The sequence below is a fragment of the Methylotenera mobilis JLW8 genome, from assembly GCF_000023705.1.
In the GTDB taxonomy this organism is placed as follows: Bacteria; Pseudomonadota; Gammaproteobacteria; order Burkholderiales; family Methylophilaceae; genus Methylotenera; species Methylotenera mobilis.
The window spans coordinates 15,003-31,289 of the sequence record NC_012968.1; the positions used below are offsets into that span (position 1 = coordinate 15,003).

Sequence of the window (16,287 nt, forward strand, 5' to 3'; positions counted from 1 at the left end):
GGTAAGTATCATGACTACACAACAAGCAATTACGTTATCTGAGCGTATGCTGCGCGGCGAGGTGTTTTCAGACCAATGCCCATCGCGTGAAATACTTAAACATGTGACCAACCGCTGGGGCGGGTTGGTACTGGTTGCGCTATTACAAGGTATGCATCGGTTTAGTGATTTGCGTCGTAAATTAAGCGGCGTGAGTGAAAAAATGCTGGCACAAACCCTGCAAACCTTAGAAGTGGATGGCTTTGTGCTGCGGGTATCTTATCCGGTGGTACCGCCGCATGTGGAATATTCCCTAACGCCGCTAGGTGAGGAGTTAGCAAAACAGGTGGAACTGCTGGTGGATTGGATAGAAATCAACCTACCTAGAATTTTAGAAGCGCAGGGTACTAGTCCGGCTAAATACAACGATGAGTAATGGATTATGCTTAGTGTTAACTTTACAGAAATTAGAAATGCCTTTGAGTTTGTAAGCTCGGGTTCGCCATCACAGCATCAAGCTTATATCGATAAAGAGACCGGTGCCATCTATTGGACATCTAGCGTACATGACTTGGAAGAAGAGGTGCCGCCTGACCTAGCAACCTCAGAAAAATACCTAGAAGTACCGCATAAAAATTCGTTAAAGCTAGGTCAGGGCCTAGCGTTGTCTTTTATTGATCAGGAGTTACCGCACGAATACAACTTTGTCGCAAGTTTATTCCGCAAGCGTGGTGCTTACCGTCGATTTAAAGATATGCTGCAGTACCAAGGCTTGGTAGAGAAGTGGTATGCGTTTGAGGAGCGTGCTTCAGATGATGGATTGATTGCATGGTGCCAAGAAAACGAGATTAATTTTACAGACCCAATGCCGTATTGATGCCATGATGGAAGTTCAGCCTGTCTTTATCCGCGTTTTTTTAATTTACACTCAAAATTGATTTGCTCTGATAAATCTTTGTAGCTGGATAGCGCGCCAGTGGCAGAAGCGTATGGGTCATTTGCTAGATACTTGATGTAATTTAACTGGCGCGGACTGATTTTTTTACTCATCGCATCGGTTTTACATGTACAAGCATTTGGGTTGCTGTCACTTGTGTATTGGCTTTCACATAAATTTCTTTCTTGTTCCAATAAGCTTGCAGACCATGGCTCAATATTTTTACCGTTAGTGCTTATTGCTGCTCTGCTTTGTGCGAGCGTTGCATACAGTAACTCCACGGAAGCGCGATTTTTCCCCAGTGCCGCGTTTTGTAATATGTCCTTGGGTTGAATCGATAAAGTCTTTGGCTCAACACCAGCCGTGGCAGCTAGTGTGGGTTGGTTAGGCAGTTCGTAGCCTTGGCCTGCTAGCATAATCCGCTTTGCTGGGTTGGCATTCATTAATTGGTTAGCTTCAGCAATATCTTCGTTGGCTAATGTATAAGTAATCACTACCTGACAGTTATCATCTTGTTGCTTTATTGCAAGCTGTACTTGCACTAGTAACAATTTGTCCTCTATGGCATCTGTCATTGTGGCTACGTTACGTGAGATGAGGTACGCTTTTTCATTGTCTACTAATTGCTGAATAGATTTATCATCTAAGCAGGCGTAGGCACTGTTTGATGAAAGGGCAAGTATTGAAGAAAAAGCCAAGCAATAAAGTATTAGATTACGCATGTTCAACCTATTATTAAGTTTGAAAAAACAGTGTTGAATATGAGCCTTACAAAAATAATAAGTTCTAACTGATTGATAGTCATCAGCTAATTTTTGATGGTGCTGTATTAATGGCGACAACTGCGGGATGATTGGCTCGACGTTCTACGGATATTGCGTAAAACCGTTCGACGACTTCATTAGTTTCGCCAATTTTGGTGACATTGTGCTGGGAAATAACTTCATCTGTAATAATAGACGGCGCGCAGAATATGCCAACCCCAGCTTGGCCAAAGGCGCGCATCAGGGCGCTATCATCAAACTCCCCTACAATTTGTGGCTGAATACGCAAGGTGTTGAGCCATAACATCAGGCGTTTACGTACGGCACTGTCTTCGCCAGGCACTAGCAACGGTGCGTTGTTTAAACAATGTGGAAATGACGCTAGATTCGATGCCTGAAAAGAGTTGGCAGCAAAAAAGCTTAAACCGCATTCCATCAGCGCATTGCTGCGGCCTTTAATATCAAATTCACTCGGCATGGGGCGGTCAGATAGCACTAAATCTAATCTATGGATGGCGAGTTCACCAAGTAAAGATTCTAGCTTACCTTCACGGCAAATGATTTTAATCGGCTCTGCCAATGACATCGCAGGTGCCAACAAGTGATAGGCGATAGATTTGGGAACGGCATCGGAAATCCCTACTCTAAATAGGCGAGAGCGTTCTTTGGAGCCTGCGCGTAGCATCTCTTCTAGTGCATTGCCAGTTTGAAATATGTCGTCAGCGTAAGTGAGTGCTAGCTCCCCAGTTTCGGTGAGTTCAATGCCACGCCCGACTTTTCTAAACAATGACACACCAAGCGAGGCTTCAAGAATGGCGATTTGCCCGCTGATGGTTTGTGGCGTTAAATGTAATTGCTTGCTGGCTTTGACGATACTACCGGCCTTTGCCGTCGCCCAAAAGTAATGGAATTGTTTGTAATTAATCATAATAAACAAACAATAGCTCGTAAAAAACGAATAATCAATCAGAAATATTCTGCTTTTATTGAATATTGAAACATACTAAAGTAGCAGCATGATAATCATGCTTGATTTAAGCAGGTTTTGGTTTACCAAGTCTTGGGCTAATTGGGCATTGATTCAACCGAAGGAGACTGTATGAAACGTATCTTATATTTTTTGGCAACTAACTTGGCCATCGTTTTTGTGCTTTCTATCACCATGCGTATCTTGGGGGTGGAGCCATATTTAAATGCGAACGGCCTAGATTTAAGTAATCTATTAGTTTTCTCAGCCATCATGGGTTTTGGCGGTGCGTTTATCTCGCTCGCTATTTCTAAATGGACAGCGAAACGCATGTCTGGCGCGGTAGTGATTGAAGAGCCACGCACACCGACTGAGATCTGGCTGGTAAAAACCGTGCGTCAACAGGCGGATGCCGTGGGTATTAAGATGCCGGAAGTGGCTATTTTTGATACGCCTGAGGTGAATGCGTTTGCAACCGGTATGACGAAGAACAGCACTTTGGTCGCCGTATCCAGCGGATTATTAAACGCCATGACGCGAGATGAAGCTGAGGCAGTACTGGCGCATGAGGTATCGCACATTGCCAATGGCGACATGGTAACGCTGACCTTGATTCAAGGTGTGGTGAATACGTTTGTGATGTTCTTATCACGCGTGATTGGCTATGTGGTAGATAAGGTGGTGTTTAAAACTGAGCGCGGTACTGGCCCTGCATATTTTATCACCATGATGATTGCACAATTTGTATTGGGTATTTTGGCGTCTATGATTGTGATGTGGTTCTCACGTCAACGTGAGTTTAGAGCAGATGCGGGTGCGGCTAAATTATCAAGTAAAAACAAGATGATTGCGGCGCTGCAACGTTTGCAGGCACAGCACGAGCCTTCAGCATTGCCTGAGCAGATGGCGGCGTTTGGGATATCCGGCAAAGGTGGTTTATCTAAGTTATTTGCTAGTCACCCAGGTTTGGATGAGCGTATTGCCGCATTGCGTGAAGCACAATAAGTAGAGCGGTTGCCGTTTACAAGGTGACCAATGTGAAAGCAAGACAGTAATAAACTAAGACAGTAATAAAGCGGGGCTGAGAGATATAAACAATATTTCTCAGCCTTATTTATGTTCGGCAGCGTTAGCGCAATGCCGATGGATTAACCGATAAATTAAATGAGAAGCACATGGGTGAATTAGAGTCGGTAGGTGCTTGGTGGATGTGGGCCGGGTTTGGCGTATTTGTAGTGGTAATGCTGGCGATTGATATGTTTGCATTAGGACGCAAAGGCGCACACAAGGTAGGGGCGCGTGAGGCGCTGATTTGGTCAGTCGTATGGTTTAGTTTGGCCATGCTGTTTGGCGCAGCGCTATGGGCGTGGCTGGATCATACCAGTGGCAGGGAGATTGCCGATGCCAGGGCAATGGAGTACCTGACGGGCTATTTGCTTGAAAAGACCTTGGCCATGGATAACATCTTTGTGTTTGTGATGATATTTAGCTATTTTGCCGTGCCGCTGGAATATCAAAAGCGCATATTGGTGTACGGGGTGCTAGGAGCGATTATTTTACGTGCGCTGATGATATTGGTCGGGGCATGGTTGATTGCGGAGTTTCACTGGGTGCTGTATGTGTTTGGCGCATTTTTATTGATCACTGGTATCAAGATGTTTGTGTTTGCCGACCATGAGCCTAATTTAGCCACTAATCCATTACTAAAGTGGTTGCGCCAACATATGCGTATTACCGAGCAGTTTCATGCCGATAAGTTTTGGATTACGAAAAATGGTGTACGCTGGTTTACGCCCATGTTTTTGGTATTGGTGCTGATCGAGTTCTCAGACGTAATTTTTGCGATGGATAGTATCCCGGCGATTTTTGCGGTGACGGACGACCCATTCATTGTGTTTACCTCTAATATTTTTGCGATATTAGGTTTGCGTGCCTTGTATTTCTTATTGGCCGATATGGCTGAGCGCTTTCACTTACTCAAATTTGGTTTAGCGTTGGTATTAATCTTTATCGGTACAAAAATGCTGATAGTGGAATGGTTTAAAGTGCCAGTGGCGGTGTCATTGGGCGTAGTGGTGGCGGTGTTGGGTACCAGTATGCTGCTGAGCTTGATCGCGACTAGAAAGCGTGATTAGCTTGTCTGCGCAATAAAAAAGCCCGCATCATGCGGGCTTTTTTATGACTAATGTATCTACTTACAAATACATGTTACAAAGACATGCGTTTCATTGTGCCGTCTTTATCAATCCATTTGTGTTTCAATGCGCCTAAAACATGCACTATGATGACGGTAAGAAAGATAGCGCCGACAATTTCATGCGTTTCTTTGAACACGTCACGCAGCGTGCTGTTATCTAAACCGGCAATGATGTCGATGCCAAACCATTTAACACCATACTTGCCGCTCATGGCCATAATTAAGCCGCTTACCGGCATCGCTACCATTAACAAATACAGCAGATGGTGAGCGCCAGTAGCCAGTTTCTTTTCCCATGCTTTGTAAGAGGCAAGCATGGCCGGCGGGCGGTGCGTAATGCGCCAGAGTACGCGCAGGGCAATCAGGGCTAACAAGGTAACGCCGATGGATTTATGCAGATTAAAGTAAAAGTTTCTGGGGCTGACTTCCTCGGCAAGCTGCCAGGTGTAAACACCTAAATCGAATAAATCAAAAGCAGTTTGCTTAGCGGCCTCTTTCGGCAACTCGGTCATATACCAACCTAGTGCAAACATGGCAATTACCACCAGTGCGATTAACCAGTGCAGAATAACCGCGAGTTTTGTGTAGCGTGAAGAATCTTGATTCATAGTAATATCCTAAGTAACACTGCTGTTGACGTTTAACTGTGACCATTAACTGTAACTATAGTCGTCACAGATGATTGCATCAAATAATTATGTAGAGCACAGTTATTTTAATCGCTAACTTTAACGCAAGGAATCATTCATGAGAATTTTAATGATAACCATGAGCTTATTTTCAATAATGAGCTGTACTCATGCGCAAATCCAGCCAGAGAGTTTTGCGCTGGAGACAGTGGCTGATGGTATTTATGTGCATCATGGGCAGCATTTGGATATCGATACTGGCTATCAGGGGGATATCTGTAATATCAGTTTTATCATCGGCAGCAAGGGCGTGGCAGTGATTGATAGCGGTGGCAGCTTAAAAGTAGGTGAGCAGTTGCATGCGGCGATACGCAAGGTAACATCGCTGCCGGTGTTGTATGTGATTAACACTCATGTGCATCCTGACCATATTTACGGCAATGCGGCATTTTTATCTACAGCTGCTGGCGAAGCCAAGCCTGAGTTTGTTGGTCATGAGAAATTAGGTCATGCCATGGATTTGCGGCGTGAGCAGTACAGCAAATTGAATAAGCGTTTTTTGCATGACGATGCTAAAGGCAGTGAGTTGGTGAAGCCTACGCTGGCAGTAAAAGACACCATGGAACTGGATTTAGGTGACCGCGTACTGGTATTAACCGCGCATCCGCCAGCCCATACCAATACCGACCTGACCGTGCTGGACCGTAAAACTAGCACCTTGTTTGCGGGTGATTTGCTGTTTATCACGCGTACGCCAGTAGTGGAGGCTGATATCAAGGGTTTAATCGCGGAAATAATAAAACTAAAGGCTAGTCCCGCACAACAAGTAGTACCAGGACATGGGCCGGTGACTAAGGATTGGAAAACCGCGTTAAGCAATGCCGAGCGTTATTTAAGCGTGTTATTGAGTGATGTGCGTGCCAATATTAAGCGCAACATCAGCATGGAGAAAACCATGGATACCGCCGCTGAGAGTGAGCGTGATAAATGGCAACTGTTTGAGATTGCAAACCGGCGTAATGTAAATACTATATACCCGATGCTGGAGTGGGAATAAAAAAGCGGCCAATGAGGCCGCTTGCTGATACTGGATTAAAAGCAATGCTGTTTAAGCACTGGTTTAATTAAGTACTTTTTCTGCGGTTATCTAAGCTCAAAGCCGTATTTGGGTTTGCGTGTAACAGCAGCAAACCGCCAGCAATAGCTAAGTACTGCAATAGAGGCAATTTGAGTAATAGGGTTAAACCCACGATATAAAATGCCATGACCAATGCAAAAGCTTTGGTTTTGTAACCTAGCAATAAAGCTAAGCCACCGATACAGTTTACTAAAATGATGAGAGGGGCAAAAATGCCAGGCAAGCCCATGCTACCTAAAGTGGCTTGATATTGCTGATATCCATCTGGATTGTTAGTAAAACCAATAATCAGCACGATCACCTGAACCAAGAACAGTTGTGATAATAAAACGCGTGCTGCAGTTGCTAAGTATTTTTGCATATAAAACCTTAATCATTAATTAAAGACCAAGGTTGCATAATGCCTGTTACTGCTAACGCTAGCAAGGGGTTAACATTGCAAGACAGTTTCAATATTGAGAAAGTAAGCTGGCAAACGCATGCGCCACAATTGATGGCAGTGCGTGAAGCGGTGTTTATTGTTGAGCAGAACGTGCCAGTGGCGCTGGAATGGGATGGCTTGGATGAAACAGCGCAGCATTTATTAGCACTCAGCGCGGCTGGAGAGGTAATAGGCTGTGCCAGGTTGTTAGGCGATGGCAGTATCGGCCGTATGGCGGTATTAAAGCCTTGGCGTGGGGGCGGCGTGGGCGCAGCTCTGCTTAAGGGGGCGATAGACTATTACCAGCAGCAGGCGCAACCCGTGATCACGCTATCCGCGCAAGTGCATGCGATTGCGTTTTATGAAAAATTTGGTTTTAAAGTGTGTAGCGAGGCTTACTTGGACGCAGGTATCTTGCACCGGGATATGCAGCGCACATTGGCTGATTCAGGTGGTGGCGACCGCCAGAACGAGAAAGCACTCGTTATCAAAAACCAGAATCAAATACTAAATATAAAAATCCGGGCATAAAAAAAGCCTGGTCATTACTGACTAGGCTTTTTTTGCCAACCATAAGTTGGCTAGCGCGTATTACTTGTTCATTACGTACATAGTAACTTCGAAGCCAAAACGCATTTCTGTTGCAGCTGGTGTTGTCCACATAATGATTCTCCTATTGGTTTACTTACATCAAGATTGATGTCGTGTTTGTATGATTCGAATCATACCGAACAGTTGCGGCCTAGGCATATGTGCTTTAATGAATACAGCCTCATGATTTTACGTAATATTATCAGTGAATTAATCCTGCGATAAATTTCTTAAATATCAGTAATTAATAGATAATACTGATAGCTATTAGGAGGTTACATGGGTTTAGACGTGCGTACGGTCATGGTGATGTTTTCCATGTTGGCTTTTATGTTTTTTTGCCTGTTTGAATTGGCCAGTTTGCGCGTTGGCAGTATACGTGGCGTGAGGCAATGGGCGATTGCTAACCTATGTATGAGTTTGGGTTTTAGTCTTGCCTACTTTTATGGGCAAACCACACCCGGGCACCAATGGGCTGCTGTGGTTGGGTTAACTTTATTCGCAGTGGGTACCTGTTTACAATTAACAGGGATTCTAGCGTTTAAAAAACAAACGATTCCTTGGGGAATACTAATCTTATTTGTTGCCATGACTATCTGCCAAGGCATTTGGTTTAGTGTGATCAATCCAGATACACGTATGCGCGCGATTGTTAACTCGCTATTGTTTTTTAGTATTTATACGGTGTGTGCTCGAGCGTTGCTGGTTAAGATAGAGGCTTCGCAAAAGCTTGCCTATTGGTTTACCGGTGCTTCATTTGCGGCTTTGGCGTTATTAATGCTCACGCGCGCTGTGTTGATGCTGCTGTCTCCAGATGCTGAGGTAGGCTTGCATGTGAATACCTCAATTAATACTTTGCCATTTGTGGTTGCGAGTTTACTCGAGTTTAGTGTGGCTTTTGGTTTGTTATTGATGCTGAACCATCGGCTGATTGCCGATGTGTATCAAATGGCATCACGCGATGCGTTGACTGGCGCGATGAACCGTCGACGCATTGAAGAGGAGGCAGTGCGCCTGAGAGCGCGTTGTATACGTACCGGCGAACCCTTGGCGATTATGATGATAGATATTGATTTCTTTAAATCTATTAACGATCGTTATGGTCATCCGGCTGGCGATAAAGTGCTGCGCGCTATCGCTGATATTGCGCAAAAATCTATCCGCGCGGAGGATTACTTCGCACGCTATGGTGGTGAGGAGTTTTGTATGTTGCTCACTTCTACCACTGAGAGTGAGGCATTAGATTTGGCTGAGCGTCTGCGCTTGGCTTTTGCCGAGTTTACGCTCACCTTGGGCAAAGAGCAGCTTAACATTACCGTGAGCATAGGCGTTGCCGATTCTAGTATGGTCGGTTTAGAATTTGCCGATATGGTGACAGCCGCAGATAAAGCGCTGTATTGTGCCAAAGAGAATGGGCGTAATCGGGTGATAACATACTCCAGCATGGGTGCTGGTACTACGTTTTAATTCAAAAATTACTCCTTAAGAGGATAAGCCCAAGGTACGTAAATTAGCTACGCGTCCGTGGTACAGGGCAGATACTAGATCGGACTGTGTCACCATGCCGACCAGACGGCGTTCATCATCCACCACGGGAATGTGGTGATGCACCTTGGTTTGCGACATGAGCGGAATCAGCTCAATAATATGCATGTTTGCTGTAGCGGTGACTGCTGGCGAGGTCATGATTTGACCGACCACCTCTGGCTTGTGCGAAGACAGGGTATGGGTTCTGCGAATAAAGCTTTTTAGCTTGGTTTCAAAGCCCTCATACACCTCTAAATTGGCATGTTGCATAAAATTAGCTTGGGTAATGATACCCACTACACGCCGCGCTCGATCAATCACCGGTAGCGCTTTGATTTGATGCTGGCGCATCAATAGCCAGGCGTCTTCAAGCAAAGTGCCGAACACAACGCTGACCACATCTTTGGACATGATGTCTGCACAAATGATTTCACCAAAGCGGCGTCGGTAGGCGTGCATCTCCGTTTGTTGTAACAGGCTTTGCAAGTCGTCACGGCTGACGTCCAGCACTTGGTTGTACTCTTTTAATACGGCATTTAAGTCTTCTGTATTAAAGCCAAAGCGCATTTCAGCCGGGATATCCTTGGTTAACTGCTGGGCAGGTTTCGCTACTAGATGCGGGTAAGGGCGGCGTGTGGCATTGTTATATAAGATCGCCACCAACAGCAGGATAAACGAGTTAAGTGCAACCGGTGTCAACACAAACCAATAGCCCTGTGCATGGATGGAGGCGCCGCCGAGCACCGCGGTGAGCGCTACTGCACCGCTGGGTGGGTGTATACATCGTAATGAAAACATAGCCACAATGGAGAGGCTGACTGCAACCGCTGCGGCTGTAGCTGGGTGCGCAATCCACATGGCACACGTTACTCCGATTAGCGCTGCTGTAGTATTGCCGCCAATGATAGACCACGGTTGCGCCAAGGGGCTGGATGGGACGGCGAATAGCAGCACCGCAGAGGCGCCCATCGGCGCAATTAAATAGGGAAGTGTACTCGCATCGCCTTCAATTAAGATGGTGATGAGGCCTGTGCAAAGGATGCCAATGCAAGCGCCAATGCCGGCGCGTAAGCGCTCTTGGTGATTAACGGCAATGCGCTCTGGCACAAAGCCGCGTAGCCATTGTTTGAGTTTATCCAAGCGATTGAACCTAAGAGTATTTTAAGTATATTTTTAGAAGCAGTTTTTTAGTGATATTACACTATGCACTAGTTTGGCGCACCAGATTAGTGCGTTAATCAGGAGTAACAGGTGGTTTAATTGGTTTAAGTCGGAGCACAAGACCATGACTTATACACGACAGCAGGGGTTTATTTGTATGTAAATTGCTTAAAGCAGGGCTATTCTATAAAATCCTACTTTATAGAATAGCGTCATTAATTTTATTCATAATTGATTTTATTCATATTTTCATCGTTTTATTTTCTCAAGGATTTCTCATGTCAAAAATCATTTTCAAAGCAGGCGAAGCCACTGTTTACTCAGAAGGTAAAGACGTTACCGCAGCGATGCCAGAAATCTTAATTGGCGCGGTTGATGGCCCAGTAGGCCAAGCGTTTGCAAACTTAATGGCACAAAGCAAAGGCCATACTGCAATGTTTGCAGTACGTGATATCAACCAAATGGTACGCCCAGTATGTATGACAGTACCAAAAGTAACATTAAAAGGCAGCACTGATGTAGCTTTGTTCGGTGGCGTGGTACAAGCGGCAACTGCTGATGCAATCTTGGACTGTGTAATCGAAGGCATTATTCCTAAAGAGCAAGCAAACGACCTATGCATCATCAGCTTGGTATGGATCGATCCAGGTTGTATCGAGTTGGAAAAAGCAGGTACTTTGGACAAAGCTGATATGTACAAAAACAACTACGATGCAACTAAATTGGCGATCAAACGTGCATTGAACGACGAGCCTAGCATTGATGAGTTGATTGCTAACCGTAACAAAATCAAACACTGTATGTGGGAAGATTCTTGGGATCAAAAATAAGATAGCTGATTAGGCTATTTGATCTATATTGATGCTGAAGCTCTGATAAGTTTAGGCATCGAATATTAGGTGATGTAATAAAAAAAGCGGCTGATGGCCGCTTTTTTTATTTTCTAACTTTAATAATTTCTAACGCTTCTATTTCTTAACTAAGATATTACTAACGCTACGTGCCAGATTAAGTGCAGAGAAGCCGGTTTTTAACCATTTAAGCACACGTGCCGGGCGAATCACGCTGATCGCTGTGGTGACACCCAGCATTAAAATCGGGTGCTGCCTGACGTAGCGCACAAGCTGAAAGCCACGATAGGCCACGGTTAATGGTTTGCCTAAGGGGGCGATATCCTCTGCGAGTAAAGCACGTTGAGACGCCGCTTTTTGGATTAGTTTCTCGCGGCGCTCGGCGATGGTTGCGCGCTTAGGGCTCACAAATCGCTCCTAATCTCTAGTTTCTTGATGGTCTTTTACCAGCTCGGCTAAGCTGGCTTCGAACATCCTAGGCATGGATTTAAGCGCGCGCATTGCCATTGCGCCAATCATGCCGCCGGTGACAATAAACAAACCTGTGAGCAGGCTCAACACCAGCAGGCGATGTGTATCCCAAAATAACACCACAATCAGGATAGCCAACAGCACCATGCCAAAGCACAGGCAGAAGAGGGCAACAAAGGTCATCGCCAGTAAAGAGATTAGACGCTCGCGTCCTTCTTCTAAGTCTGTACTTAGCAACTCAAGACGCGTGTGCACAATCCCGATGCAGGTGTTGGTGAGCCTTTTCAGTGAGCCTAACAGCCCATCATTACTATTGCTGTCACTCATTACAATTAACGGCGACCAATAAGTAAGCCAATGACCAAGCCTACACCAGCCGCGATGCCTACTGCGTGCCAAGGTTTGTCGTGGACATAGTCATCGGTGGCGCGTGCTGCGGCTTTGGTTTTTGCTACTAATACTTCTTGTGCATCGGCTAATTTTTCTTTGGCAACAGCGAGTGATTCTTCTGTTTTTGCACGCAAGTTAGCCATTGCTTCGCCACCTTGGCTAGCGGTTGCTTTCAATAAAGCCTCTGCATCTGCAATGACTACTTTGAAGTCGGCAATCAATTGTTCTTTAGAAACATCTACTGGTGAAGGTAAATTGTTGTTGTTCATTTATGTTTCTCCTTATACGTTGTTGTTTGAGAGTGGTCTGACTGCTATCTGAACGTTAGATTCAATTTAATTGATGGTTGTTATAGTTTTAATCCTACGCCTTGCTAGGTAATAGGGCAAGAAATGTGTCATGCAGCCACAGTGCTGCTTAGTTCTAACAGGATATTGCGTACTGGCGTGGGGATGGCGGCTCCCAGCGCATCTTCAATCGTTAGCCAGATGGCATTGGCTTCGCGTGCTTGCAACGCATGCTGGTTAACACTGAGCGGCTGCGGCTTGATATGCAGCTTAAAATGGGTAAACACATGGCTGATGCTGGCCAATGGTGCATCTACCGTAGTGCTGACACCAAATTGATTGCGTGCGATTGCTGTGTAATCCTGATGCACGCTATCATCCCACTCCGGAAAGCTCCATAGCCCACCCCATATGCCGCTAGCAGGGCGTTTAACTAGCATGACTTCATCACCTTGGCGCAAAATGAGCATGGTGGTGTTCTTTTCCGGGATGCTCTTTTTAGGCTTGGGTGTAGGTAATATTGCAGTGAGCTGTTGTTGCTGGGCGAGGCAAGAGCTTACCAAGGGGCAGGCAGTACACTTGGGCTTGCTTCTAGTGCAGATGGTGGCGCCAAGATCCATCAGGCCTTGGGTATAGGCCACCATGTCGGACTGCGGCAATAAGCTCTCTGCCAGCTGCCATAGTGCTTTTTCAACTTTGGGCGAACTGGTCCAGCCGGAGATGGCAAAGTGCCTAGCCAGCACCCGTTTCACATTGCCATCCAAAATGGTTTGTACTTGATGGAAGGCAAACGAGGCTATGGCCGCTGCGGTGGAGCGGCCAATGCCAGACAGGGTTTGTATCGTGTCAAAGTCTTGTGGAAACTGCCCGCCATGCTCATCCATAATGGTTTGTGCGGCATGATGCAGATTGCGCGCTCTGGAGTAGTAGCCTAGGCCGCTCCAGTGCTGCAGTACTTCATCTTGTGTGGCATTAGCTAAATCGGCAATGGTTGGAAAGCTGGTCATGAACTTGCTGTAGTAACCAATCACTGCCGCCACTTGGGTTTGCTGCAGCATGATTTCTGATACCCAGATTGCGTAGGGATCGGTGGTGTTTTGCCACGGCAGATCGTGCCGCCCGTGTATTTTTTGCCAAGAAATCAGGCGGTTGGCAAAGTCAGTCATGAATCGCGTACTTAAATAGTAGTGAAAGTTGGGTCAAGTGCTGTGTGTAGTGCTATACGCAGTGCTTTGCTTAAAATTTAAACATTTTTTTAAGTTTTTCTTCCGCTTTTTCTTTGGCTAGCTGCTCAGCCGATTTTGGCTGTTCTGCCGCGCCGTCTGCCGGTGCAGTGGCTTTATCGGCTGGTTTGTCTTTGTTGAGCAGGCCTTTTAATGCATCCACTTTGTTGCCTTCGCCGCCGACCAAGGCTTTTACCGCGCCTGCTTTATCACCGCCGATTTTATCAATCAGGTTAGATTTTGCAATGGCGGTACCCAGTGCAGCAAAATCAATGCCGTATTTAGGTGCAGAGAAGGTACCGGTCACTTTAACCGGGATAGATACGCCAGCGAGCGAATCAAGCTCTGCCCCGCCTTGGCCTTTAAGCGATTTAACAATGGTAGGTTTGGCAAGATAGTTAATGTTCTCGTTGGCAATATCGATATCACCACGGCTATCACCTTTGGCTAGGCGCAAAATCGGGGCTTTCATGGCCAGGTCTTCGTTGTGGGCAACGCCATTTTTAATATTAAATGATGCGGTGAGTTCGCTGAAGTCAGTTTTTTGCGTTTGGTCAGCACCTATACTGCTTTTGTCTTTGAAAATATTGATTTTAGATTTGGCATTGCGAATGGTGCCAGCAATGTCGATACCTTTGACTGCACCATCCGCCAATTGCAGTGAAGATGTGCCATTGAGTGCTTTCTTCATCGCGCCTACTGTATTGCCTGAGGCGGTGACGTCTAGGCTCAACGCGCCTTTACCGTCCAACATATCATTATTGATGGCATCGACCAGTAACGGGCCAATGGCAATGCCCTTCATATCTTGCTTAAAGGCGATACTGGGTGTGCTGCGCGCGTCTACCTTAAGCGAGCCATTCATACTGCCTTGATACAAATTTGCAGAAAGCGGGGCAATGGTCGCCACGCCATCCGCCGCTTTTAAATCTACCCGCACGTTGGATGCCTTGGTTTTACCGTATCTTAAGTTGCCAATACGGATAGAGCCATTGGCATTCAATGCTTTCAGCGCGCTCAGGTCCAGCGGCGCATCGGCGCTGCTGGCGCCAGTGCTAGCTTTGGTTTCCGTTGCCGGTTTGTCGCTGGCAATCACGTATTTATCCAGATTGAGCTGGTCAATGTCGAGGTCAAAGCTGTACAACGGTTTATGAAACTGGCTAATGCCTAAGCCACCCTTGATTTGGCTGTCGTCAAATTTCACGTTGAGGCCGGTCAGTGCTAGTTTTTGACCATCGGCTTTCACGTTAACATTGAGGCCAGATAAACGATATTTATCGTAGCTAATTTGGCCGATATTGATTTTACCGTCTAACAGCAAGTTGCCCAGCGCCGACATGTCTGCAGGTTTTTGGCTGGCAGTGCTAGCTTGCTTGGTTTCGGCTTTTTGCGCTGGTTTGGCACCTAAAAGCTTGTTTAAGTCTAAGGCGTCTGCCGTTAAATTAAACTGAATATTGGGTTTTTTAAAGTTAGCGAGCGCTACGTTACCATTGAGTTTAGTGTTATCCACATTCATCAAGAACTTGCTGTGTACTTGCTCTTGTTCGGCATCTGCATGCAGGCTTAAATCAAAATTCACCTTGGCGCTGCCGTTAGGAATCGCCGGATCTTTAATGTCGATATTGCCGGCAAACTTAGGTAGGTCAAAAATCAGGCTTTCAAGGTTGCCCTGGAACGGAGATGAAAACTTACCGTTAATGCTGCGTTTACCCTGAGTGCCGCTAATATCGCCGCTGATGCCGCTGCTTTGTAATGCTTTAGGCGAGCCTTTGATATCAGCCAGTACCAAGTTGGCTTTAAAGCTGTCGCTGGCCTTCTCTTGGCTTAAGCTCACGCTGATTTTTTTGCTGGTGACTTCGTCTTTTTGCGCAACCAGTGCCGGTGCATTTAGGTCTAGTGCCACTTTGGCACCGTCAAACTGGCCGGTTAAGGCTAACTTTAAGCTGTCAATCAAGAACTCGCGTGTTTCCGGTTTGGCATCAACATCACCGCTCATACTGACGGTGACATCTTTTCCGCCTGCTACGTCGCCTTTAATGGTGGCGTCCAAGCCTTTTGCGGCAAAGTGCTTAGCTTCCGGGTCTGCCAGAAAATTACCCTTTAGTTTTACATCCACTGCCACAGCAGGCTGGTTTGCAGTTGCGCTAAAGTCTGTGGCTAAATCAAATGGCTGTGCTAATGCAACATGACCCGCGCTTAAATTAAATTTAGATAGTGCATATTTTGCACCTGTGCCTTCATCGCTATAAGTCACGGCAGAGTTGGTGACCTTAACGCCATCTACATCAAATTTAATTTGCTCAGACTCTTCCTCGTCCTTGCTGAGCAAGTCATCAAAGTTAGTGGTGCCGTCTTTATATTTAATAATGTTGGCTTGGGCACCATCAATGTAGATGGTATCTACCACTAGCTCTTTTTTCAGCAAAGGCAGCAGTGCCAGCGCCACTTTTGCGCCCTGAATCGAGGCGAAAGTTTGCTCAGAGTTGTGTTCAGAAATGGAAAGTTTACCTAGATCCGCCCCAATTTTTGGCCAGAAAGCGAGTTTGATATCGCCCTCAAGATGCAGTGTGCGCTGTTTTTTCTCTTGCACTAGCTTGATGATGAGCGGCTTGTAATCATTGGGGTTGAATGTGGCAGCGATGACGGCAACAGCCAACACCAGCAAAGCAAGCACGCCGGCAAAGCCATAAAGACCGTATTTCAATAATTTTTTCATGATGTCACCTTATTAAGTCTTATTGATGAGTCGATGAT

General features: G+C 46.0%; 19 protein-coding genes. 8 read left to right on the top strand and 11 right to left on the bottom strand.

From position 1 onward, the window contains the following. Window positions 1-10: 10 nt before the first annotated feature. On the top strand, window positions 11-415 hold the full coding sequence (locus tag MMOL_RS00060) for a winged helix-turn-helix transcriptional regulator (RefSeq protein WP_012777379.1): 405 nt from the start codon (window positions 11-13) through the stop codon (window positions 413-415). A gap of 6 nt (window positions 416-421) precedes the next feature. Further along, complete coding sequence (locus MMOL_RS00065) at window positions 422-856, top strand: UPF0158 family protein (protein ID WP_012777380.1); 435 nt, start codon at window positions 422-424, stop codon at window positions 854-856. Between the two features lie 26 nt (window positions 857-882). Here the strand turns inward: MMOL_RS00065 and MMOL_RS00070 are convergent, their stop codons facing one another. After that, window positions 883-1,638, bottom strand: coding sequence for a hypothetical protein (locus MMOL_RS00070; RefSeq protein ID WP_012777381.1), 756 nt, complete (start codon window positions 1,636-1,638; stop codon window positions 883-885). 82 nt (window positions 1,639-1,720) lie between these two features. Then, a complete protein-coding gene (nhaR, locus tag MMOL_RS00075; protein ID WP_012777382.1) occupies window positions 1,721-2,608 on the bottom strand; it encodes a transcriptional activator NhaR in 888 nt (295 codons plus the stop codon). Window positions 2,609-2,779: 171 nt separating this feature from the next. On the opposite strand from nhaR, the gene htpX reads away from it, so the two are divergent. Next, a complete protein-coding gene (htpX, locus tag MMOL_RS00080) occupies window positions 2,780-3,652 on the top strand; it encodes a protease HtpX (RefSeq protein ID WP_012777383.1) in 873 nt (290 codons plus the stop codon). 170 nt (window positions 3,653-3,822) lie between these two features. Next, window positions 3,823-4,782, top strand: coding sequence for a TerC family protein (locus MMOL_RS00085; protein ID WP_012777384.1), 960 nt, complete (start codon window positions 3,823-3,825; stop codon window positions 4,780-4,782). Window positions 4,783-4,855: 73 nt separating this feature from the next. On the opposite strand, the gene MMOL_RS00090 is transcribed toward MMOL_RS00085, so the two are convergent. Next, on the bottom strand, window positions 4,856-5,452 hold the full coding sequence (locus MMOL_RS00090; RefSeq protein ID WP_012777385.1) for a cytochrome b: 597 nt from the start codon (window positions 5,450-5,452) through the stop codon (window positions 4,856-4,858). Window positions 5,453-5,591: 139 nt separating this feature from the next. Here MMOL_RS00090 and MMOL_RS00095 point away from each other — a divergent pair, with 139 nt between their 5' ends. After that, a complete protein-coding gene (locus tag MMOL_RS00095) occupies window positions 5,592-6,530 on the top strand; it encodes a quinoprotein relay system zinc metallohydrolase 2 (protein ID WP_012777386.1) in 939 nt (312 codons plus the stop codon). A gap of 67 nt (window positions 6,531-6,597) precedes the next feature. Here MMOL_RS00095 and MMOL_RS00100 read toward each other — a convergent pair whose 3' ends face one another. After that, window positions 6,598-6,972 carry a DoxX family protein gene (locus MMOL_RS00100; protein ID WP_012777387.1) on the bottom strand — a complete coding sequence of 125 codons (375 nt, stop codon included), beginning with the start codon at window positions 6,970-6,972 and terminating at the stop codon, window positions 6,598-6,600. Window positions 6,973-7,011: 39 nt separating this feature from the next. On the opposite strand from MMOL_RS00100, the gene MMOL_RS00105 reads away from it, so the two are divergent. Beyond that, window positions 7,012-7,563: a GNAT family N-acetyltransferase gene (locus MMOL_RS00105; RefSeq protein WP_012777388.1), complete on the top strand. Its 552-nt coding sequence runs from the start codon at window positions 7,012-7,014 to the stop codon at window positions 7,561-7,563. A 60-nt stretch (window positions 7,564-7,623) separates the two neighbouring features. Here the strand turns inward: MMOL_RS00105 and pqqA are convergent, their stop codons facing one another. After that, on the bottom strand, window positions 7,624-7,695 hold the full coding sequence (gene pqqA / locus MMOL_RS12270; RefSeq protein WP_012777389.1) for a pyrroloquinoline quinone precursor peptide PqqA: 72 nt from the start codon (window positions 7,693-7,695) through the stop codon (window positions 7,624-7,626). Between the two features lie 207 nt (window positions 7,696-7,902). Here pqqA and MMOL_RS00110 point away from each other — a divergent pair, with 207 nt between their 5' ends. Continuing rightward, complete coding sequence (locus tag MMOL_RS00110; protein ID WP_012777390.1) at window positions 7,903-9,090, top strand: GGDEF domain-containing protein; 1,188 nt, start codon at window positions 7,903-7,905, stop codon at window positions 9,088-9,090. A 15-nt stretch (window positions 9,091-9,105) separates the two neighbouring features. On the opposite strand, the gene MMOL_RS00115 is transcribed toward MMOL_RS00110, so the two are convergent. Then, on the bottom strand, window positions 9,106-10,290 hold the full coding sequence (locus tag MMOL_RS00115) for an HPP family protein (RefSeq protein ID WP_012777391.1): 1,185 nt from the start codon (window positions 10,288-10,290) through the stop codon (window positions 9,106-9,108). A 299-nt stretch (window positions 10,291-10,589) separates the two neighbouring features. Here MMOL_RS00115 and fae point away from each other — a divergent pair, with 299 nt between their 5' ends. After that, window positions 10,590-11,141 carry a formaldehyde-activating enzyme gene (fae, locus tag MMOL_RS00120; RefSeq protein ID WP_012777392.1) on the top strand — a complete coding sequence of 184 codons (552 nt, stop codon included), beginning with the start codon at window positions 10,590-10,592 and terminating at the stop codon, window positions 11,139-11,141. Between the two features lie 138 nt (window positions 11,142-11,279). Here fae and MMOL_RS00125 read toward each other — a convergent pair whose 3' ends face one another. The 5 genes from MMOL_RS00125 to MMOL_RS00145 form a co-directional block, all read right to left on the bottom strand. Continuing rightward, the gene (locus tag MMOL_RS00125) at window positions 11,280-11,570 is read right to left on the bottom strand and encodes a YqjK-like family protein (protein ID WP_012777393.1); all 291 of its coding nucleotides are present in this window, start codon (window positions 11,568-11,570) and stop codon (window positions 11,280-11,282) included. A 9-nt stretch (window positions 11,571-11,579) separates the two neighbouring features. Further along, window positions 11,580-11,960: a phage holin family protein gene (locus MMOL_RS00130; protein WP_012777394.1), complete on the bottom strand. Its 381-nt coding sequence runs from the start codon at window positions 11,958-11,960 to the stop codon at window positions 11,580-11,582. A gap of 5 nt (window positions 11,961-11,965) precedes the next feature. After that, window positions 11,966-12,292: an ElaB/YgaM/YqjD family protein gene (locus MMOL_RS00135; protein ID WP_012777395.1), complete on the bottom strand. Its 327-nt coding sequence runs from the start codon at window positions 12,290-12,292 to the stop codon at window positions 11,966-11,968. Window positions 12,293-12,420: 128 nt separating this feature from the next. Continuing rightward, complete coding sequence (gene mutY, locus MMOL_RS00140) at window positions 12,421-13,476, bottom strand: A/G-specific adenine glycosylase (protein WP_012777396.1); 1,056 nt, start codon at window positions 13,474-13,476, stop codon at window positions 12,421-12,423. A gap of 70 nt (window positions 13,477-13,546) precedes the next feature. Beyond that, entirely contained in the window at window positions 13,547-16,249 is a 2,703-nt protein-coding gene (locus MMOL_RS00145) for an AsmA family protein (RefSeq protein ID WP_012777397.1), read from the bottom strand. Window positions 16,250-16,287: the final 38 nt, after the last annotated feature.